General features: G+C 68.1%; 16 protein-coding genes and 1 pseudogene. 5 read left to right on the top strand and 12 right to left on the bottom strand.

The window, feature by feature from the left end; all coding sequences use genetic code 11:
• Positions 1–42: 42 nt before the first annotated feature.
• Complete coding sequence (locus tag BST27_RS33125) at positions 43–414, bottom strand: hypothetical protein (RefSeq protein WP_079219634.1); 372 nt, start codon at positions 412–414, stop codon at positions 43–45.
• A 179-nt stretch (positions 415–593) separates the two neighbouring features.
• Here BST27_RS33125 and rbpA point away from each other — a divergent pair, with 179 nt between their 5' ends.
• Entirely contained in the window at positions 594–929 is a 336-nt protein-coding gene (gene rbpA, locus BST27_RS11540; protein ID WP_015293389.1) for an RNA polymerase-binding protein RbpA, read from the top strand.
• Positions 930–962: 33 nt separating this feature from the next.
• Here rbpA and lnt read toward each other — a convergent pair.
• From lnt to BST27_RS11495, 8 genes and pseudogenes are all read right to left on the bottom strand, one after another.
• Positions 963–3,691: pseudogene (lnt, locus tag BST27_RS11530) on the bottom strand (apolipoprotein N-acyltransferase).
• A complete protein-coding gene (locus BST27_RS11525) occupies positions 3,684–5,288 on the bottom strand; it encodes an amidohydrolase (protein WP_069420290.1) in 1,605 nt (534 codons plus the stop codon). Before BST27_RS11525 ends, lnt begins: the two are co-directional and overlap by 8 nt.
• Before the next feature lie 9 nt (positions 5,289–5,297).
• Positions 5,298–5,867, bottom strand: coding sequence for an FxsA family protein (locus BST27_RS11520; protein WP_069420291.1), 570 nt, complete (start codon positions 5,865–5,867; stop codon positions 5,298–5,300).
• Between the two features lie 187 nt (positions 5,868–6,054).
• Positions 6,055–6,921, bottom strand: coding sequence for a type 1 glutamine amidotransferase domain-containing protein (locus BST27_RS11515; protein WP_069420292.1), 867 nt, complete (start codon positions 6,919–6,921; stop codon positions 6,055–6,057).
• Between the two features lie 10 nt (positions 6,922–6,931).
• Entirely contained in the window at positions 6,932–7,312 is a 381-nt protein-coding gene (locus tag BST27_RS11510) for a PPOX class F420-dependent oxidoreductase (protein WP_069420293.1), read from the bottom strand.
• A 127-nt stretch (positions 7,313–7,439) separates the two neighbouring features.
• Positions 7,440–11,027, bottom strand: coding sequence for a cobaltochelatase subunit CobN (cobN, locus tag BST27_RS11505; protein WP_069420294.1), 3,588 nt, complete (start codon positions 11,025–11,027; stop codon positions 7,440–7,442).
• Positions 11,028–11,051: 24 nt separating this feature from the next.
• Positions 11,052–11,432, bottom strand: coding sequence for a rhodanese-like domain-containing protein (locus BST27_RS11500; RefSeq protein ID WP_069420295.1), 381 nt, complete (start codon positions 11,430–11,432; stop codon positions 11,052–11,054).
• 79 nt (positions 11,433–11,511) lie between these two features.
• Positions 11,512–12,198 carry an alpha/beta hydrolase gene (locus BST27_RS11495; protein ID WP_069420296.1) on the bottom strand — a complete coding sequence of 229 codons (687 nt, stop codon included), beginning with the start codon at positions 12,196–12,198 and terminating at the stop codon, positions 11,512–11,514.
• A 69-nt stretch (positions 12,199–12,267) separates the two neighbouring features.
• Between BST27_RS11495 and BST27_RS11490 the strand changes: the two genes are divergently transcribed.
• The gene (locus BST27_RS11490) at positions 12,268–13,098 is read left to right on the top strand and encodes an SDR family oxidoreductase (protein WP_069420297.1); all 831 of its coding nucleotides are present in this window, start codon (positions 12,268–12,270) and stop codon (positions 13,096–13,098) included.
• A gap of 135 nt (positions 13,099–13,233) precedes the next feature.
• Here BST27_RS11490 and BST27_RS11485 read toward each other — a convergent pair whose 3' ends face one another.
• The gene (locus BST27_RS11485; RefSeq protein ID WP_069420298.1) at positions 13,234–14,646 is read right to left on the bottom strand and encodes an FAD-dependent oxidoreductase; all 1,413 of its coding nucleotides are present in this window, start codon (positions 14,644–14,646) and stop codon (positions 13,234–13,236) included.
• Positions 14,647–14,785: 139 nt separating this feature from the next.
• On the opposite strand from BST27_RS11485, the gene cobG reads away from it, so the two are divergent.
• Genes cobG through BST27_RS11470 form a run of 3 tightly spaced genes read left to right on the top strand, consistent with a single transcriptional unit; the run spans position 14,786 to position 17,992 of the window.
• Positions 14,786–15,892, top strand: a complete 1,107-nt coding sequence (gene cobG / locus BST27_RS11480; protein WP_069420299.1) for a precorrin-3B synthase — start codon at positions 14,786–14,788, stop codon at positions 15,890–15,892.
• A 4-nt stretch (positions 15,893–15,896) separates the two neighbouring features.
• Complete coding sequence (locus BST27_RS11475) at positions 15,897–16,523, top strand: precorrin-8X methylmutase (protein ID WP_069420300.1); 627 nt, start codon at positions 15,897–15,899, stop codon at positions 16,521–16,523.
• Positions 16,520–17,992: a precorrin-2 C(20)-methyltransferase gene (locus tag BST27_RS11470; RefSeq protein WP_069420301.1), complete on the top strand. Its 1,473-nt coding sequence runs from the start codon at positions 16,520–16,522 to the stop codon at positions 17,990–17,992. Before BST27_RS11475 ends, BST27_RS11470 begins: the two co-directional genes overlap by 4 nt.
• Here BST27_RS11470 and bla read toward each other — a convergent pair.
• Both bla and BST27_RS11460 read right to left on the bottom strand, forming a co-directional pair.
• Positions 17,980–18,909 (bottom strand): class A beta-lactamase, encoded by a 930-nt coding sequence (bla, locus tag BST27_RS11465; protein WP_069420330.1) that lies wholly within the window; start codon positions 18,907–18,909, stop codon positions 17,980–17,982. The two genes, BST27_RS11470 and bla, sit on opposite strands and share 13 nt — an antisense overlap.
• A 17-nt stretch (positions 18,910–18,926) precedes the next feature.
• Entirely contained in the window at positions 18,927–20,921 is a 1,995-nt protein-coding gene (locus BST27_RS11460) for a DUF6541 family protein (protein ID WP_069420302.1), read from the bottom strand.
• Positions 20,922–20,950: the final 29 nt, after the last annotated feature.

Genomic DNA, 20,950 nt, shown 5'->3' with positions numbered 1-20,950 from the left:
CCATCCATGGCGCGACTTTACCGTTGCAGCGGGCTTGGCGGGCTACACACCCACCCGTCGCCACCCGTCGGCGGCCCTGGCCGCCCGGATCAACTCCTCGCACAATTCGCGCAGTTCGGCGGCCGCGGCGCCTTCGTCGAGTGCCGTGGCGACGTCTTCAGCCGCACATCGCACCTGGTAGACGCGGTCGGAGAGGTCCGCAGCCTCGTCGGCCGTCAGCACCACCGCATCGGCGGGCAGAGCCAAGGAGACCCCGGCCTGACCACGGGTGATCATTGCTCGCTGTTCATAGGCCCGCTGTCGACAGGACTGGCGGCAGTACTGACGGCGACGGCCCATGCCTGCATCGGCCACGTCCCGTCCGCACCACCGGCAGGGCTGGGGCCGGGCTCGCTGACGTCGGGCGGCACTCACGGTGCAGACTTTAGTCCCGAGCGGGGCTCGACTCCGGCATCTTCCCGGTATTATTGACTGTCGCGTCGCGCAAGACGCGGCCGGGAACTACGCAGACCGCCTTAACGTTTGCTTAAGCGGTTGGAAGAATCGCAATACGGGAGCATTGCAAGCTCACCGCACCAAAAGGAGCAGCGCCAATGGCTGATCGTGTTCTTAGAGGCAGCCGGCTCGGAGCCGTGAGCTATGAGACGGATCGTAATCACGACCTGGCCCCCCGCCAGATCGCTCGGTACCGCACCGAGAACGGCGAGGAGTTCGAGGTCCCCTTCGCCGATGACGCCGAAATCCCCGGCACCTGGCTGTGCCGCAACGGCATGGAAGGCACCCTGATCGAGGGCGACCTGCCCGAGCCGAAGAAGGTCAAGCCGCCCCGCACCCACTGGGACATGCTGCTGGAGCGGCGCTCGATCGAGGAGCTGGAAGAGCTGCTCAAGGAGCGGCTCGAATTGATCAGGTCGCGCCGCCGGGGCTGATCGCCCCTGGCTCCCTGAGTCGAAGAGTCGGAATTACGCGCGGTTGCCCGCCCGGGCAGCCCGCGCCCGCTCGCGCCTGCCCTCGATGCCCCACCGGGTGACCTTGACCAGGGCCTCGCGGATGTTGGACCCGCTCATCTTCGACACGCCGATCTCCCGCTCGGTGAAGGTGATCGGCACCTCGACCACGACGTAACCGCCGTTCACCGCGCGCCAGGTCATCTCGATCTGGAAGCAGTAGCCCTTGGAGTCCACGCTGGACAGATCGATGCTTTCCAGCACCTCACGACGGTAGGCGCGGTAGCCGGCGGTGATGTCGTGGACACCGATCCCGAGTGCCAGCCGGGAATAGGTGTTGGCGGTCTTGGACAACGCCAGCCGTCGCCACGGCCAGTTGCGCACCGTGCCGCCGTAGACGTAGCGCGAGCCAATCGCCAGGTCGGCTCCGCCGTCGACGGCATCCAGCAGGCGGTAGAGCTGCTCCGGCGCGTGACTGCCGTCGGCGTCCATCTCGACGAGTACTGAGTAGTCCCGGCTCAGTCCCCAGGCAAAACCTTCGAGGTACGCCGCGCCCAAACCATTCTTGGCGGTGCGGTGCAGTACGTGGGTGCGTCCGGCGTCGGCCTCCGACAGCTCGTCGGCGAGTTTGCCGGTGCCGTCGGGGCTGTTGTCGTCGACAACGAGCACGTGCACGTCGGGGCAGGCCTCCCTGACCCGTCGATGGATCAGCGGCAGGTTTTCCAGTTCGTTGTAGGTGGGGATGATCACCAGGACGCGCTGGCTGGGACGATTGCCCCCGACCTGGGGCGCAGGCTGGCCGGTGGTCATGTAGCTCCTTTATCTGGCCCGAAATCAGTGTTGCCGCCCTCGGCGGACGGAGTGTCGTTCGCAGTCTCTGCTTCGCTCTCCGGTTCGCTCGGAGGCGCCGCAACCGATTCGTCTGGTTCGTCCGGGAGCCCGTCGGCGTCGGCAGGCTCGCCCGTGGGACCGGACCGCCGGCGAGGCGGACGCGGGAACCACCCATTGTGCCGTATCGCGACGAAAATCACCGCAACGGCCGCCGCGACCAGCACCAATTGCAGGATCGGGGCCCAGCGCGTCGCGGGTGTGAGGTTGGTCTTGAGCCGCACCTGCACGTCCAGGTAATCGGGCTCGAAGAACTTGGTGCGGACCAGCTCGCCCCCGTCGGGCGCGATCACCGCGCTGATGCCGGTGGTGCCCGCGACCACGACATATCGGTCGTGCTCGACGGCCCGCACCTTGGCGAAGGCCAGTTGCTGCTCGCTCATGTCCTGGTTGAAGGTGGCGTTGTTGCTGGGCACGGCCAGCAGCTGGGCGCCGTTGAGCACCGAATTCCGCGGTGCGCGGTCGAATATCACTTCCCAGCAGGTGGCGACGCCGACCGGAACCCCGGCGATCCGCACCACGCCGGAACCCTCGCGCGGCACGAAGTGGCCGGCCCGGTCGGCGTATCCGGAGAGGTGCCGGAACAGCCACGGCATCGGTAGGTACTCGCCGAACGGCTGGACGATGGCCTTGTCGTGGCGGTCCGCCGGGCCCGTGCCCGGATTCCAGACCAGGACCGTATTGGTGTATTCCGGGGCGTCCTGCGGGCGACCGGGCACGTCGAGGACGGTGCCGATCAGGATCGGCGCGTCGACGGCGCTCGCCGCCTCGGCGATCAGCTCCGCGGCGTCGGGATTGACCAGCGGATCGATATCCGACGAGTCCTCGGGCCAGACCACGAACTGGGGTTGGGGGGCGTTGCCTGCGCGGACTTCCTCGGCCAGGCGCAGGGTCTCCCGGACATGGTTGTCCAGTACGGCGCGCCGCTGGGCATTGAAGTCCAGACCCAGCCGCGGCACGTTGCCCTGGATGACGGCGACGGTGACGGTGGGTTCGCCGCCGGATCCTGCCCCAGCGTGGCGGACCTGGGGCCAGACCACGATCGCGGCGAGCAGCACCAGGCAAATGCAGACACCGGGAAGTAGCACCGCGGGCGGTTTGGCTTCATCTTGCGCGGCGCCGGCCCGCGACCCCGCGCGCCACCACGTCTCTATTTCCAGAGCGATGGCCGTCAGGCTGGCGCCCACCAACACGACACCGGTCGACAGCAGCGCAACGCCGCCGAGCTGGACCAGCGGCAGCAGCGGACCCTCGGCTTGCCCGAACGCCACCAATCCCCAGGGGAACCCGTCGAACGGGAAGGACGACTTCACCCACTCGAGAGCGGCCCACAGCAGCGCAAACCAGATCGGCCAGCCGGGTAGGCCCCGAACCACGACGGCGAGCAGTCCAAAGAGGGCGGGGAACAGCGCGCAGGTGGTGGCCAACGCCAACCACGGCCCTGGGCCGACGAAATTGCCGGTCCACGGCAGCAGCGGCACGTAGAACGTCAGACCGAACAGGAAGCCGTAGCCCAGCCCACCCGCGAGCGTGGTGGCCCGGTGGGTCAGTACCCAGCTCAGCAGGGCGATGGAGATGAAGGCGGCCCACCACCAGTTGATCGGCGGGAAGCTGGCGTACATCAGTGCTCCGGCGGCGGCCGAGACCAGCAGCCGGGGCAGCCGGGGGCGTAGCGCGGCCCAGGCGCGCGGCAATCTCGCCTTCAGCCCGGTGGCGACGGCCGCCAGGCGCCGACGTGCGGCTCCGTCCCGCTCTGGTTCGGCGGGCTCGGCGGGTTCGGCTGTCGTGTCGTCGGCGGTGTCGTCGGCCTTGTCTTCGGGTGCCTCGTCCGTGCGCCCATCCTCTTCGCTAGCCATAGATGACGGCACCTCGGTGCACGGTATGGCGACACCGTGGCAGGGCATCGTCCGGCGCCAGGGAAGGCAGGGCCGGCACCCGGGACCGCGGATCCGTCGACCAGCGCTGGACTGCGTCGCGGGGTGCGGCCACGTCGAGCGGTCCGGCGTCCCACACCGCGTACGACGCGAGCGCTCCGGGGACCAACGTGCCGGTCGTCCCGTCGCGGACACCACCGGCCCGCCAGCCACCGCGGGTGGCCGCAGCGAACGCGGCGCGTGCCGACACCCCGCTGCCCGGGGTGCGGTGATTGACCGCCGCGCGCACGCTGGCCCACGGGTCGAAGCCGGTGACGGGGGCGTCGGAACCGAGGGCGAGGGGCACGCCTTGGGATGCTAACAGCGCCAGCGGGTTGAGCTGGCTACCTCTTTCCTTGCCGAGGCGCCGCGCATACATGCCGTCGTCGCCGCCCCACAGCGCGTCGAAATTGGGTTGGACGCTGGCGATGACGCCCCACGCGCCAAGTTTTGCGGCCTGTTCCGCGGTGACCATTTCCAGGTGCTCCAACCGGTGCCCGCAGCGCGCGACGGCCGCTACCCCGAGGTCGTTGACCACGTTTTCCAACGCCGCCACCACCGCCGATACCGCGGCGTCGCCGATGACGTGGAATCCGGCGGTCATTTCTGCCTCGGTGCAGGCCCGCAGATGAGCCTCGACGGCATCGGGCTGCAGGTGGCAGGTACCGGTGCAGCCGGGTTCGTCGGCGTAGGGCTCGTGCAGCCAGGCCGTGTGCGAGCCGATGGCACCGTCCACGAACAGGTCGCCGGCCAGTCCGTGTGATTTGGTCTCGGCCACCAGGGCGCGGGCCTGCGCGGCGGTGGTCACCGCCTCACCCCAATAGCCGATGACTTCGACGCCGTGTTGCAGCTGATGCAGTCGCAGCCAGTCGTCGAGTCCGCCGATCTCGGGGCCGGCGCATTCGTGTACCGCGACGACGCCGGCGGCAGCGAGCGCCGCCAACGCGGCCGCGCGCGCTTGGGCGAGTTGGCCGTCGGTCAGTAGGCGACGGGCGGCGGCCCTGGCCAGGTGATGTGCGTCGCCGGTCAGCGGCTGCTCCGCGCTGTAGCCGGAGGTCCGCGGAAGGTCGGGGATGAGGCGGCGCAGTCCCGTCGAGGCCAGCGCGGAGTGCACGTCGATGCGGGCCAGATAGGCGGGGCGATCACCGAGTACGGCGTCCAGCTCCGAGGTGCTGGGCGCGGTGTTGTCCGGCCACGCCGACTCGTCCCAGCCGTGGCCCCACACCGGCTCGCCCGGGTGGGCGGTCGCGTGGTCGGCAAGCATTTTCAGGCAGTGCTCGCGGGAGGTCGCCGATCGCAGGTCCAGTCCGCTGAGGCTGAGACCCGTCGCGCTGAGATGGATGTGGCTGTCCACGAAGCCGGGCGCGACGAAGCCGCCGTCGAGATCCTGTATCTCGGCATCCGGGAACTGGCTACGGCCGACGTCGTCACTGCCCAGCCAGGCGATGACGTCGCCGCGCACCGCCATCGCGGTGGCGTCGGGATGGGTGGGGCTGTGCACCCGGCCGTTCAGCAGCAGCTTGGTGGGGATCGGCGTCACACGCCAAAACTACGTGGGCCAGCGGTCGAATTGCGTCGACCCGGGCGCGGTCTGTGGCCGCGTATACGGCAGCGGCGGCGGCTCGACGTGGTAGACGTCTTCGACGCTGATCACCTCGCCGTCGATGAAGTCCTGGTTGTCGGGCGTCCTGCGCACGTAGCGGGCGTCTGCCAGACCTGCACGGGCGGCATATGCCTCCTCCGCGGTGAGCGGGGCGTGCCGCAGAAAACCACGCATGGCGATCGCGGTCAGTGCCGGGCGGGCCACGGCGCGGATGGGAGGCACCAGCAACAAGAGCCCCAGCACGGTACTGGCCAGCCCAGGGACGAGGACCAGGCCCGTCGCGACGGCGACCAGCGCGCTGTCGCTGAGCGCCTTGCCGGGCTTCGTCTCGCCTGACCGCAATTCCAGCAACTTTCGGCTGAGCTGATATCCGCCCAACGGCGCCCACAGGACCAGTCCGAGCCCCGAAGTCGCCGCCAGCACCAGCAAGGTCCAGCCCAACCCGATGGCCGCCGCCAGTCCGACAAACACCGCGAACTCGACGACGGCGTAGATGAGAAGCAGCCGTCTGACCATGCCCCGTCCAACGTCCGCAGGTTCTGCGCGAGTTCCCCCGCCGGCAACATGTCGGCCGCAGTTAGATGACGCAATGACGACGATCGAGATTGAAACTCCCGCGGGACCGATCGATGCGTTACCGGGCGTTCCGGAAGGGCCGGCCACCGAGGACGCCTGACAGCGCGTCTTCGCATGCGTGAGATTGTCAGGTTGCCGCGGCTTGCAGCTTTTGCGCCAGGGCGGCGGCGAAGGTGTGGGTGTCGCCGGGCCACCGCGCCGATAGGTAGGTGCCGTCTTCGACGACGAAGGCCGGGCGAGAGTTGGTCGGGCTGTCGCGGAACAGCCCGGAGGTCTTGATCCACCGGCGTGGCGTGATTCGGGGGACGTCACAGAAATCCCGCGGATCGCGCAGGCTGCGAGTGACCTCCGCCTGGACCGACATGAATCCTTCGCTCTGGCCCGGCTGTTCGGTGTAGGTGCGGTAGTAGTCGGGATCCCAGTATCGGGTGATGCGGGTGAGCCGCCAGGCGCTTCGTTCCAGCGACCACGTCAACGCCGTCGTCCGGTGGCCGTAGAGCGCCGAGCTGCCGGTGTGGGGATCAACGCTGCGAGCGGCCAGCAGCACCCCGTGACAAATCGCGGCCACGATCACCTTCTGTTTGAAGGCGTGCACGACGAGCTGATGCAGTGTCTCGCTGTCGATGTAGCTACGCATGCCGCGGGCGCGGTGGCCACCCGGCAGGAGTAGTGCATCGATTCCGTCGAGGCTGGCTTCCGACCAGGTGATCGGGCTGAGGAACTCCGGCGAGCACCGCATTTCCGCATACGCGCGACGGCCGTTCTTGTCGGCGCGGAGGATCCGCCCGACGAGCGTGACGGCGCCCAGGCCCGGCACTCGAGACCACGGGTCCAAGCCCCGACCGGTCAGCATGATGTCGTCGGCGACGCCTGGGTTGCCGCTTTCGGTGGCGAAGACGACTCGGTGCCCCTGCTGGGTCAGGGTTCGCCAACTGACCGCGACCTCGGTCGGGTCGAAGTCACGGTCCGGAATGGGAATCAGGACGGTGCCCACCGGGTCGGCTTTAATTCACCCTGAGCTCAAGTCCGATGTTGTTCTCCATGCCGCCGCGCCACTTGCTGAACAGGTTGAACACCTTGCCCACGATGCCGTACCGCTTGCCGATTGCGTCATAGACCGCGGCGTTCTGCGACTTGTCCAGGACGGTCGCGGTGCCCTCGACGGCTTCGCTCTTCGGGTTGCCACGGACGTCACAGATGGCAAGCGTCACGCGGGGAGTGTTGCGAATTCGCTTGACCTTCCACGACTTTTCCTGGGTGATGACCAGCAGCCGATCCCCGTCGGCGGCGGCCCAGACCGGGACCGGCTTGGGCCGACCGTCCTTGGTGAAGGTGGTCAGCAGGATGTACTTTGCCTTGGCTAGGTCGGCGAAAGAGGGTGTCACGGATGACAACCTACCCGGCCAGGGGTTTCAGCGGCTATACGGCCGCGCTCTCACCCGCGAGCAGACGCAAAGTTGTGCTGTGCGAGTCCTTTTCATACAAGTTGATGTCTGCTCGCGGGGGAAGGTGCTAGCCCTCCAGGTCGCCTTCGGTTTCGAGGAGGGCCTGGCGCAGGCCGTCGAGGGTTTCGGGTTGCGGCTCTGCCCACATGCCGCGGCCGGCCGCCTCGAGCAACCGCTCGGCCATACCGTGCAGAGCCCACGGATTGGACTCCGACATGAACTTGCGGTTCTCCGGGTCCAACACGTAACGCTCGGTGAGTTGTTCGTACATCCAGTCGGCCATCACACCGGCGGTGGCGTCGTAACCGAACAGGTAATCGACGGTGGCGGCCATCTCGAAGGCGCCCTTGTAGCCATGGCGGCGCATCGCGGCCATCCAGCGGGGGTTGACCACCCGAGCACGGAAGACCCGCGTGGTCTCCTCAGACAGCGTGCGGGTGCGGATCGCATCCGGACGGGTGTTGTCGCCGATGTAGGCGGCCGGTGCTTGTCCGGTGAGAGCGCGGACCGTGGCGACCATGCCGCCGTGGTACTGGAAGTAATCGTCGGAGTCGGCGATGTCGTGTTCGCGGGTGTCGGTGTTCTTGGCGGCCACCGCGATTCGCCGATACTGGCGGTTCATGTCGTCGACGGCCTCGCGACCGTCGAGGCCACGCCCGTAGGCGAATCCGCCCCACGCGGTGTAGACCTGCGCGAGGTCGGCGTCGTCGCGCCAGTTGCGGCTGTCGATCAATTGCAGTAGACCGGCGCCGTAGGTTCCCGGCTTGGAACCGAAAATCCTTGTCGTGGCCCGACGTTGGTCACCGTGCTGACTCAGGTCGGCTTGGGCGTGGGCGCGGACGTAGTTGTCGTCGGCGGGCTCGTCGAGGTCGGCGACCAGCCGCACGGCGTCGTCGAGCATGGTGACCACGTGCGGGAAGGCGTCCCGGAAGAACCCCGAGATGCGTACCGTCACATCGATGCGCGGCCGGCCCAGCTCGGCCAGCGGTATCGGGGTCAGACCGGTGACGCGCCGCGACGCGTCATCCCAGACCGGGCGAACACCCAGCAGCGCGAGCACCTCGGCAATGTCGTCACCGGCGGTACGCATCGCTGACGTACCCCACACCGACAGCCCCACCGATTGCGGCCATGCCCCGTGGTCGGCGCGATAGCGCGCCAGCAACGAATCCGCCAGCGCCACACCGGCTTCCCACGCCAGCCGAGAAGGGACGGCCTTGGGGTCGACGGCGTAGAAGTTGCGACCCGTGGGCAGCACATTGATCAGCCCACGCAGCGGCGATCCGGATGGCCCGGCCGCAATGAAATGTCCGTCCAAAGCCCGCAGCACTTGGTCGATTTCGGCGTCGGTGCCGGCCAGCCGCGGCACGACCTCAGTTGCGGCGAATCGCAATACCGCCGCCACGTCGGGGTTGTCGGTGATGCGGTCCACGGCAGCCGGGTCCCAGCCGCCGGCCTGCAATTCGGCCACCAGTCCACGGGCCGCGGACTCGACCTGGTCGACCGATGCGCGTTCGTCGGTGCCGTCTTCGGCCAAGCCGAGCGCCTGGCGCAGCCCGGGAAGCGTGTGCTCGCCGCCGAACAGCTGTCGGGCGCGCAGTACGGCCAGCACCAGGTCGAGTTCGGTCTCCCCCGTTGGCTTTTGCCCGAGGATGTGCAGGCCGTCGCGGATCTGAACGTCCTTGATCTCGCACAGCCAGCCGTCGATGTGCAGGATCATGTCGTCGAACGTGTCTTCTTCGGGACGCTCGGTCAGTCCCAGGTCGTGGTCCATCTTGGCGGCGCGGATCAGCGTCCAGATCTGCTGGCGGATGGCGGGCAGCTTGGCCGGGTCCAACGCCGCGACGTTGGCGTGCTCGTCGAGCAGCTGCTCCAAACGGGCTATGTCGCCGTAGGTTTCGGCGCGGGCCATGGGCGGGATCAGGTGGTCCACGAGTACCGCGTGCGCCCGGCGCTTGGCCTGGGTCCCCTCGCCCGGATCGTTGACCAGGAACGGATAGATCAGCGGCAGATTGCCCAACGCCGCGTCGGATCCGCAGGCCGCCGACATGCCCAGCGTCTTTCCCGGCAGCCACTCGAGGTTGCCGTGCTTGCCGAGATGCACCACGGCGTGCGCACCGAAGCTGGACGGGAAGCCGCCATCGAGCCAGCGGTAGGCGGCCAGGTAGTGGTGGCTGGGCGGCAGATCCGGGTCGTGGTAGATCGCGACGGGGTTCTCGCCGAAGCCGCGCGGCGGTTGGACCATCAGCACCAGGTTGCCCGCTTGTATTGCGGCGATGACGATTTCGCCGTCGGGATCGTGGCTGCGGTCGACGAACAGCTCACCCGGGGGTGGGCCCCAGTGCTTTGTCACGGCATCGGCCAGTTCGCCGGGTAAGGTCGCGAACCAGGCCCGATAGTCCTTGGCCGGCACCCTGATCGGATTGCCGGCCAGTTGGACTTCGGTGAGCCAGTCGGGGTCTTGGCCGCCGCGTTCGATCAGGGCGTGGATCAGGGCGTCTCCGTCGCCGGCGTCGAGACCGGGAATGTCGCCCACCTGGTAGCCGTGCTCGCGCATGGCCCGCAGCAACGCGACGGCGCTGGCCGGGGTGTCCAGTCCGACCGCGTTGCCGATGCGGGCGTGCTTGGTGGGGTAAGCGGAGAACACCAGCGCCACCCGCTTGTCGGCGGGCGCCACGTGTCGCAGCTGCGCGTACCGCACGGCCAGGCCGGCGACCCGCGCGCAGCGTTCCGGATCAGCGACATAAGAGATCAGGCCGTCGTCGTCAATCTCCTTGAACGAGAACGGAACCGTGATGATCCGGCCGTCGAACTCCGGCACCGCCACCTGGCTGGCGACGTCGAGCGGGCTCAACCCGTCATCGTTGTCCTGCCACTGACCGCGAGAACTGGTCAGGCACAGTCCTTGCAGGATCGGAATATCCAGTGCGGCAAGGTGTTCGACGTTCCAGCTGTCGTCATCGCCGCCGGCCGACGCGGTCGCGGGCTGCACTCCCCCGGCGGCCAGTACGGTGACCACCATGGCATCGGCCTCGCCCAGTTTTTCCAGGAGCTCCGGTTCGGCGGTGCGCAGCGACGCGCAGAAGATCGGCAGGGCGCGGGCGCCTGCTTCCTCGATCGCACGGCACAGCGCTTCGACGTACGCCGTGTTGCCGGCCAGGTGCTGCGCGCGGTAGTAGAGCACCGCGATCGTGGCGCCCCCGTTTACCGCGGCATGTGGCCGTTCCAGTTCGCCCCAAGTCGGAGTGGTCACCGGGGGGTTGAACCCGAATCCGGTCATGAGCACGGTGTCGGCCAGGAAGGCGTGCAGCTGGCGGAGGTTGTCCACGCCGCCGTGCGCGAGGTAGATGTGGGCCTGCACCGCGGTGCCGGCCTTCACCGTGGACAGTCGGGTCAGTTCAGCGTCGGGCGCCTGTTCGCCGCTGACCAACACCACCGGTACACCGCTGGCGAGGACGGTGTCGATGCCGTCTTGCCAGGCGCGGTAGCCGCCGAGGATCCGCACCACCGCGATCGCCACGTCGTCCAGCAGGTCGGACAGTTCCAGATCCGAAAGCCGTGACGGGTTGGCCCACCGATAGTTCTTCCCGCTGGACCGGGCGCTGATCAGGTCCGTATCGGACGTCGACAGCAGCAGGATGGTCGGTTCGGCCATCCCCCATTCGTACAGCAGCGGCGGCTACGCCCGTTCGACCGCCCCGCCGCTGTCCGCCCAGTCCTTGAAGCCGCCGAGGTTGTAGACCTCGTTGTAGCCGAGCTCCTTGAGCGCCTGGCCGGCCAGCGCGGAGCGACCGCCCGACGCGCAGTACACGATGACGGTCTTGTTCTTGTCGAACTGCGGGTCGTGCGAGGGCACACTCGGGTCCGCCCGGAATTCGAGCATCCCGCGCGGGACGTGTACGGCGCCGGCGACCTTGCCGCTTTGCTGCACCTCGGGCGCGTCCCGCACGTCGACGACCAACACATTGCCCGCGACTATTCGTTCCTGCGCCTCGGCGGGCGTGATGCGCGGCACGACGGCGTTGGCGGCCTCTACCAACTCCTTGACACTGCGAGCCATGGTTTTCCCTTCTCACCCCTTGCTGTGACCTGGTACACACCTCATCTTGTCCCATGTCGCGCGCATGGGCACCGGGCGGTCAGCGTTCGAGGGTCGCCGCGACGTGGTCGGACACCTCGGCGGCCATGCGCCGCGTTTCTTCGCCCTTGCCCGGCCCGTAGCGATCCGCGACTGGGTCGTAGTCGGCGCCGGCGATCGACCCGTGGTCGGCGGCCAACTCGACGAGTTTTACCTGCCAACCGGCCTGTGCGAGGCTCGCGGCGAAATCTCTGCTGGCCGTCGACGGCACGGCCTCGTCGCTGAGGCCGTGCAGGAGCGTGAATGGGGAACCGATCGGGGCGGACGGCAGCATGTCGGCCGGGCTACGACCCGAGATCGGGTCGGGCGCCATGAACGCGCCGGCCAGGCACACGGTGTGCGCGATCGCGACGTCATGGCTTGCGGCGTCGATCGTCAGGCCGGCCGCGGCGGCTCCGCCCAGCGACCAACCGACGAGCACGATCGCCCCGTTGGCGCGCTTGCGCACGAAGTCGACCGAGCCGAGCAGGTCGCCGCGCCCACCGTCGTCGGCGTGGGAGTTCCAATCCGGTGCCACTACAACGGCGCCGTGCTGGGCGAGCAGGCCGGCGAGGGGGCCGACGGCGGCGCGGGCATCGGCCTGCATTCCGTGCCACAGCAACACCGCCGGCTGCGACCAGTGGCCGTAGATGTCGGCGAGGCGTCCTGGGGCGTACTCCGCCGTCTCGGTGGACTCCGTGGGATTCATGGCCAAGAGGGTGCCCAGGTAACCGGAATCCAATCCCCGGCCGCGTTCGCGAGGTCGTACGGTGAGGGCATGAAGCCTGGGTCCCTCACCAACAAAGTCGTCGCCGTCACCGGTGGAGCCCGCGGAATCGGTCTGGCCATCGCCGTGGCCGCGCATCGTTTGGGCGCGCGCGTCGCCATCGGAGACATCGACGAAGCCGCCGCGAAAGAGTCCAGCGACCAACAGGGATTTGAGTTGTCCAGCCGCTTGGATGTGACGGATCGCCAGTCCTTCACCAGCTTCCTCGACGCCGTCGAAACCAGCCTGGGTCCCCTCGACGTACTGGTGAACAACGCCGGGGTGATCGCGGTGGGCAGCGCGGTCGAGGAAGCCGACAACGTCACCGAGCGCCTGCTCGACGTGAACATTTTCGGCGTCATCCTGGGCACCAAACTGGCCGCGCAACGGATGCTGCCACGCCGTCGCGGCAACATCATCAACATCGCGTCACTGGGCGGCGTGCTGCCCACCGAGGGCATCGCAACCTATTGCGCCACAAAGCATGCCGTGCTCGGCTACACCGACGCCGTCCGGCTGGAGAACCGCGGCAGCGGCGTCCACTTCACGGCGATCCTGCCGACGTTGGTCAATACCGAGATGACCGCCGGGATCGGACACGCCAAGGGCTTCAAGAACGCCGACCCCGAAGACGTCGCCAACGCTGTCGTCGGCGCGATCGCACGGCCGGAAGCCCGGGTGTTCGTCCCGCGTGCCATAGGCATCACGGTGGCATCGCAACGCCTGATGCCGCTTCGGGTGGCCGAGGCGATGGGACGCGCGCTGGGCACCGGCCGCGTGTTCACCAGCGACGTGCAGAGCGACAAGCGCAAGGGCTACGCCGACCGGACGGGGACGTCCTGACGGTGTCTCGTGGTGTGCATGGAAACAGCTCGGGCGGATCACCTTTGCCGATGTGCCAGCTGTTACGTCCAGTCACCCAACCTGATTGCGGCACAGTGTATGTCGGCTGCGATGATCGCAGCCTGCAGGCTTAGGTCAATTGATTGCCCCCAGGCTGGTCGGCGCTACCAAAGTCTCGCCGCTCCCCTCGGTTGCGGGCGGGATGGTCGTCTGCGCACGGTGCTGAGCGCGCATGATGCGAAGCAACATCGAGGGGCGCAGCAGGCGACTCGGCGGGTCGATCATCGCGGTGACCCTCAAGAATTGGCCGGCGACAACGGGATCCGACTCCGTCGCGGTCAACACGCGGTCCAGCAGCAGGTTGCTGGCGCGCATCGACAGTGGCCGCGGCCCCGGTACTTCCGGGAGTGACAAGTCGGAACCGACAGCGGTCTGCCACGCCACTCGGACGCCCTTGGCCGCGCGGCGGTTGAAACGTCGGGTCAGGCCGCGGACCCCGCGACGCAGGCAGTCGCGCAGGATTGCCGCTTCGATCGCCGCCACCGTCATGCCTTGCCCGTAGATCGGATTGAAGCTGCAGAGCGCGTCGCCGACAACGAGCAGGCCGTCGGGCAATAGGCGCATCTTGTCGTAGCGCCGCCAACGGCTCGACGGAACGCGGTGATGCACAAACTCGCCGATCGGTTCGACCGTTCTCAGCGCGCTGTTCACGTGTGCGGGCGCCAATTCCGCTGCGTAGCTGAGTAATTCGGGGCGATTGCGAGGCGGCTCGATCCCGGCCATGGTGCCGGCGCCGATCATGTACGTGTTGTTCTCATATTCGATCAGCCCGAACATCCTGGGCCGGCCCGGCTCGGGAAATACCGCGACCATGTGTTCTTTGATCGCACCCGGCGCCACCCGGACCAGTTGGCATGCGTAGGCGAGCTGCACCGTCACCTCGTCCTCGCGGGGACGGTCGTAGCCGAGTTGCTCGAGGAAGACCGGTGTCCGGGACCCTCGCCCGGTGGCATCGATGACCAGGTCGGCCGGGAGGGTCGTTTCCTCACCGTCGGATCGGTCCACCACCTGCGCCCCGGTGACACGGTCACGACCGGCGGTCGCCGTCAGGCCGACGACGTCGTGGGCCTCGAGGAACGTCACGTTGTCGATTGCTTGCACCCGCCGGCGCACACTCCATTCCAGGACGGGCCGGCTCGGAGACACCATGTCCGGCGCATCGGACGTACTGCCGCTGCGCACCAGCTGGTGTCCGCCAATCGACAAGAACAACTTCGAGAAATCCCCGTCAGCCAAGCTGGTGGCGCCGGCGGCCAGCAGATCAGCACGCAATCCGGGGAACATGTCGTCGAGCTCCCGCATCAGCCGGGCCAGGCAGGTGTGGATGAGCCTGCCCTGGGGCACCCCTCGCCGGTTCACCGGATCGACCGGGAGGTTGTCTCGTTCAACCACAGTGACCCGGTCATAGAAATCGGCCAGCACGCGAGCGGCCATCAGACCGCCCATGCTGGCACCCAACACCACCGCGTGATTACCGCACCTCGTCATAGCGCACCCCTGACCTCGGCTGATACGGACAGCAAAAGTGTCCGGCCGGGGTGAGGCGGCAAAGTAGCGTAGGCGACTACCTCATTTCGGTCGGCATCTCGGTCGGTGGCCGGCTCGCGGTGAGCCGTACCGTGGATGGGTGGCCAGAGCCCGTGACGTCGACGCTTGCCCCGGTGCGCTACAGGTGCACCAGGCCGCCGACGGCGCGTTGGCACGGATCCGGTTGCCCGGCGGGATGCTCACCCCCGCTCAGCTGTCGGCACTGGCGGCGGTGTCCACCGAATTCGGTTCGGGGACGTTGGAGCTCACCGCGCGAGGCAACGTGCAAGTGCGCGGCATCACCGACACTGCCGCGGTCGCGGAAGCGATCGCGGGCGCCGGGCTGTTGCCGTCCGCCACGCATGAGCGCGTCCGCAACATCGTCGCCTCGCCACTGTCCGGCCGCGTCGGGGGCAAGGCGGACGTGCGGGCTTGGGTCGAGGAGTTGGACGCGGCCATCCAGGCGTCACCGGAGCTGGCGGAGCTGGGCGGCCGGTTCTGGTTCAGCCTCGATGATGGCCGCGCCGACGTGTCTGGCCTGGCCGCCGATGTCGGTGTGCACGTGTTCGACGACGGTCCCGGTCTGGTGGTGGCGGGTCGCGACGCGGGTGTGCGCGTCGACGACGTCGTCGGAACGCTGATCCGCATCGCGCTGAAGTTTGTCGCGATTCACGGAAAGGCTTGGCGGATACAAGAATTGGATTCACTCGGTGAACTGCTGCCCGATGTTGAACTGGGCGCGGCCTTTCCGCCCGTCACCAAAGCGCCGGTGGGGTGGCTGACGCAGGACGATGGCCGCGTGACGTTGGGCGCGGCGGTGCCGTTGGGGGTGCTGCCCGCCCGCGTCGCGGAGTTCTTGGCGGTGATCGAGGCGCCCCTGGTGATCACGCCGTGGCGTTCGGTGCTGGTCTGCGACCTTGACGAAGGGGTAGCCGACACGGCGCTGCGGGTGCTGGCGCCGTTGGGCCTGGTGTTCGACGAGAACTCGCCCTGGCTGGGCGTCAGCGCGTGCACCGGCTCGCCCGGCTGCGCGCATTCGGCCGCCGATGTGCGCGCGGACGCGGCGGCGGCGCTGGACGCGGATTCCGACGTGCACCGGCACTTCGTTGGCTGCGAGCGCGCGTGCGGTAGTCCGCTGGTTGGTGAGGTGCTGGTCGCGACTGCGGATGGGTATCGGCCGCTCCGAACACGCCCACCTTTAGGGTGAGCGGGTGCTCGACTACATCCGCGACGCGGCGGAGATCTACCGGCAGTCGTTCGCAACCATCCGCGCCGAAGCGGACCTGACGCGCTTTCCCGACGACGTCGCGCGCGTGGTCGTCCGCTTGATCCACACCTGCGGGCAGGTCGATGTCACCGAGCATGTGGCCTTTACCGACGACGTCGTTACTCGGGCGCGGGCCGCACTGGACGACGGCGCACCGGTGCTGTGCGATTCATCGATGGTCGCCGCCGGGATCACCGCGAAACGGCTGCCCGCCCGCAACGAAGTGGTGTCGCTGGTCGCGGACCCGCGCGCCGCCGACTTGGCCGCCCGGCGGCAGACCACTCGCTCGGCCGCCGGCGTGGAGCTCTGGGCCGAGCGACTTGGCGGTGCCGTGCTGGCGATCGGCAACGCGCCAACCGCGCTGTTCCGGCTGCTCGAACTGATCGACGAGGGCGCGGCGGCGCCGGCTGCGGTGCTGGGCGGACCGGTCGGGTTCGTCGGGTCGGCGCAGTCCAAGCAGGAGCTGATCGAGCGCCCGCGCGGGATGTCGTACCTGGTGGTGCGCGGGCGCCGCGGCGGTAGCGCGATGGCCGCGGCCGCCGTCAATGCGATCGCGAGCGACGCCGAATGACCGCTCGCGGCACGCTCTATGGGGTCGGGCTGGGACCCGGTGATCCGGAACTGGTGACGGTCAAGGCCGCCCGGCTTATCGGCGAAGCCGATGTGGTGGCCTACCACAGCGCGCGGCACGGGCGCAGCATCGCCCGCGGCATCGCCGAGCCATACCTGCGGCCCGGCCAGATCGAGGAGCACCTGGTCTATCCGGTGACCACCGAGACGACGGATCATCCGGGCGGTTACGCCGGCGCGCTGGAAGACTTCTACGTCGCGGCCACCGAACGCATCGCCGCCCATCTGGACGCCGGGCGCAACGTGGCGCTGCTCGCCGAGGGTGACCCGCTGTTCTACAGCTCCTACATGCATCTGCACACCCGCCTCACGCAGCGGTTCAACGCCGTCATCGTGCCGGGCGTGACGTCGGTGAGCGCCGCCTCCGCGGCGGTCGCAACCCCGCTGGTCGCCGGCGACGAGGTGCTGTCGATCTTGCCGGGGACGCTGCCGGTGGCCGAACTGACCCGCCGACTGGCCGATGTCGACGCCGCCGTGATCCTCAAACTCGGTCGCTCGTATCACAATGTGCGGGAAGCGCTTTCCGCATCCGGCCAGCTCGACGACACGTTCTACGTGGAGCGGGCCAGCACCCCGACACAGCGGGTACTGCCCGCCGCCGAGGTGGACGAAACCAGCGTGCCGTACTTTTCGCTGGCCATGCTGCCGGGCGGCCGGCGCGGCAAGGCGGTGACCGGGTCGGTCGCAGTGGTCGGCCTGGGCCCGGGCGCCACCGAATGGATGACCCCGCAAAGCCAACGCGAATTGTCTTGCGCGACAGACTTGATCGGGTACGCCAACTACCTGGATCGAGTACCCGTGCGGGACGGGCAGCGACGCCATCCCAGTGACAACACCGACGAACCCGCGCGCGCCCGACTGGCCTGCGAACTCGCCGAGCAGGGCCGCGCGGTGGCCGTGGTGTCCTCCGGCGATCCCGGGGTGTTCGCGATGGCCACCGCCGTCTTGGAAGAGGCCAAGCAGTGGCCCGGCGTGCAGGTCCGGGTGATCCCGGCGATGACGGCCGCCCAGGCGGTGGCCAGCCGGGTCGGCGCGCCACTGGGGCACGACTACGCGGTGATCTCGTTGTCCGACCGGTTGAAGCCGTGGGACGTCATCGCCCAGCGCATCTCCGCCGCGGCCGCCGCCGATCTGGTGCTAGCGATCTACAACCCGGCCTCCAAGTCGCGGACCTGGCAAGTAGGGGCGATGCGGGATCTGTTGCTCGAGCACCGCGAACCGGGGACGCCGGTGGTGATCGGCCGCAACGTGTCGGGTCCAGATGAAGAGGTCCGCGTGGTGCGGTTGGCCGATCTGGACCCCGCCGACATCGACATGCGCTGCCTGCTGATCATCGGGTCGTCTCAAACCCAATGGCATGCAACGGATTACGGCGACCGGGTATTCACGCCGCGCCGCTACCTGCGCTGACCAGGCAGGGCGGATGCGACGATTTTCGCCGCCGCGGCGACGATGGCGTCGTTGTACGGGGCGTTGTATCCGCCGGTGACGCAGTCGGAGTAGATCGCCACGACGTACGACGCGCCGCTCGGTGACCACGCCACGGCGACGTCGTTGGTACGTCCGTAGTCACCCGACCCCGTCTTGTCCGCGATCTTCCAGTCCGGTGGAAACCCGGCGCGGATCCGCTTGTCCCCCGTCGTGTTCCGAACCATCCAGTCGGTGAGCAACCCGCGCTTGTCGGCGGGCAACGCTTCACCGAGCACCAACTGCTGGAATACCCCGGCGATCGCGCGCGGTGTGGTGGTGTCCCGCTCGTCGTTGGGGGCATCTCGATTGAGTTCGGGCTCAAGCTGATCCAGGCGGCTGACGTTGTCCCCCAGGCTGCGCAGGAATTGGGTAAAGCCGGCGGGCCCGCCGATTTCGGCGAGCAGTAGGTTGGCCGCGGTGCCGTCGCTGTAGCGGACCGCCGCGTCGCACAGCTGCCTGATGGTCATTCCGCCGTCTACGTGTTGCTCGGTGATCGGCGAGGTTGATCGGATGTCGTCGCGGGTGTAGGTGATCACCTTGTCCAGGTAGGCCAACGGATTTCGCTGCAGCACCGCGGCCGCGAGCGGCGCCTTGAACGTGGAGCAGAACGCGAACCGCTCGTCGGCGCGATAGGAGATCGGTGCGGTGTCGCCGTCGGCGAGCACATGCACGCCGAGTCGGGATTCGTACCGTCGCTCAAGTTCTGCAAAGCGCTCTGACAAGTCTGGCCCCGCGGGTGACGTCGTCGGCGTACTCGACTGGGGACGGTCGGTGGCCGCTTTAGGTGCTGCACAGCCCACCAACGGGACGAGCATGGCCAGTAGGACTTGTCTGCGGGTGGCGGGCGTTGCGGGCATGCCGCAGTATTCCATGCTCAGGTTGCGGGCTTCTTCGTCGGCGCCGGTGCCGTTCGTCCCGGCCGCCATTCGTAGATCCGGGCTTCGCCGTTGTCGTAAATCTTGGTCCAGGATTGCGACTCTTCCAGTCCCGTCAGTCCGTCAGGCATGACGAAGTCGCCAACGACCGGTGTGCTGGTCAGCACATAGCGGATATGAAGGGCGCGTACGGCCTGGGCGACGCGGGGATCGCCGTCCGCATCGTCGGCGTAGGCCCAGAAGATGAACCGGTGGTAGCCGGGGCCGAGTTGCTGCGGGTAGTCGTAGTGCGTCCAGAGTGGGTGCAGGCCGGCTACCGCGTACATCCACGCGGTGCCGTCGGTGTTGGCGTTACCGATCAGCGTCTCGCGGGCACCGGGCAGCGTGGCCAGATAGGCCATCGCCGCCAAGTCCTTGTCGTCGATCATGACTTGGTCGTACTTCTCCCCGATCAGGAAGCGGTGCCGGGGGAAGTAGTGCCACGCGCAGACGATGCTGGCTCCGATCACAACCATGGCGCAGGCGGCATTCCATGCGGGCGTACCCCAAATGCGGATGTTCCGTCGGGTCAACAGTTCCCGCGCCGCGTTGGCCGCCGCCGCGACGAGCATGAACAGCCCGACGCCGGCCATGGGTGTCAGCAGCAACGTGATCGCGGCCGACAGGCGGCGAGGGTCGGAATAGAAGCTGTCGCTGAATCGACTCAGGAGCGCGCCGATCACGCTACCGAACGGCGCCGCCGAGTACACCACGGAACCCACCAGCAGCAACCACACGACCAACGGCCACCAGACGCGCTTCACGAGCAGGATCACCGCACCGACGGCGGCCAGCACCAGCAGCGTGTATTGGATCGGGTAGTCGCTGAGGTGACGGGTGTATTGCAGCACCGCCCGCAGCAGGGCCCGTTTCTTACCCTCGTGGCTGACAAAGGAGTGCCCGGCAATGATTTCAGCCTGCTCCAAAATGCCTATTACCTGAGGGACTTTCGCCAGAGCCGTCGTCCCGACGATCAGTAGCAGGACCACCATGTCGGAGACGCGACCGCGCACCGGGCGCCGTAACCCGTCCACCAGCCACCACGCCGCGACGAAAACGACCGCGATGACCCCTCCGGTGGTGTGTACCGAGAACACCCCGATCAACGCCAGGACGGCGATCGGGATGCGGTCGCGGTGTCGCAGCGCGGACACGATCAGGACCATGGTCGGCGCGGCAATGCCGTACGCGGCAAGGTTGGGCGTGGCGGCGGTGTTGAACTCGACATACGGCACCGCGGTGAAGGATGCCGCCAATCCCGCTGCGGCGGTGGCACATCCGGCGGAGCCCCACAGGGTTGTGTGCGGGCGTATCAGATGCCAGGCGAGCGCCGCCGCGCTGCTCGGGAAAAGCCAGGTCGCCGCCGCGAGCGAGGACAGGGTGTAGGCCGTTGTGGGTGCGGCGCCGGTGAGTTGAGCCAGCACGGCTGCCAGCGCATGAAATGTCGAGGGGTAGAACAGTCGGGCGTGGGTTTCGACGTTGCGCAGCTCACCCATGTGCGTCGGTGAGGCCTGACCGGTGTCGAGAATCGAGCGAATGGTGTTGGCGTGCCAGACCGAATCCCAGGTACTGGGTACGGACTGCCAGTGCGGCAGGGCGGACACCGCGGCACACCCGATCAACAATGCGCCCACCACAACACCGGCACCGACACACAGGGCCGGCCATCGCGTGGCGGCTAGGGCTTCGGCCTCGTGGTCGCGGTAGCGCTCCAGCACGACCCGAAATACCGCGGTCAAGAACAACACCACACCCAGTGCCGCCAGCGCTGTCAGCGCGTTCCACGGAATTCCGATGGCGCCGAACGGGACGATGGCCAAGCCGACTGTGCCGTAGGTCAAAGCCGGGCCGGCCGCGATCGAGAGGGGCCATGACAGGCGGGCTAACCGCGCGATCAACGCCCCGGGGATCACCAGCAGCAGCGTCGCCGCCAGCACTCCGGCTACCAAATTCACCGAACCCGCCCAGTTGGCCGACTGGCTCG

The organism is Mycobacterium intermedium, from assembly GCF_002086275.1.
Lineage (GTDB): Bacteria > Actinomycetota > Actinomycetes > Mycobacteriales > Mycobacteriaceae > Mycobacterium > Mycobacterium intermedium.
The sequence above is the reverse complement of the archived record's forward strand: the minus strand, read 5'-3'. Positions and strand labels throughout refer to the sequence as shown.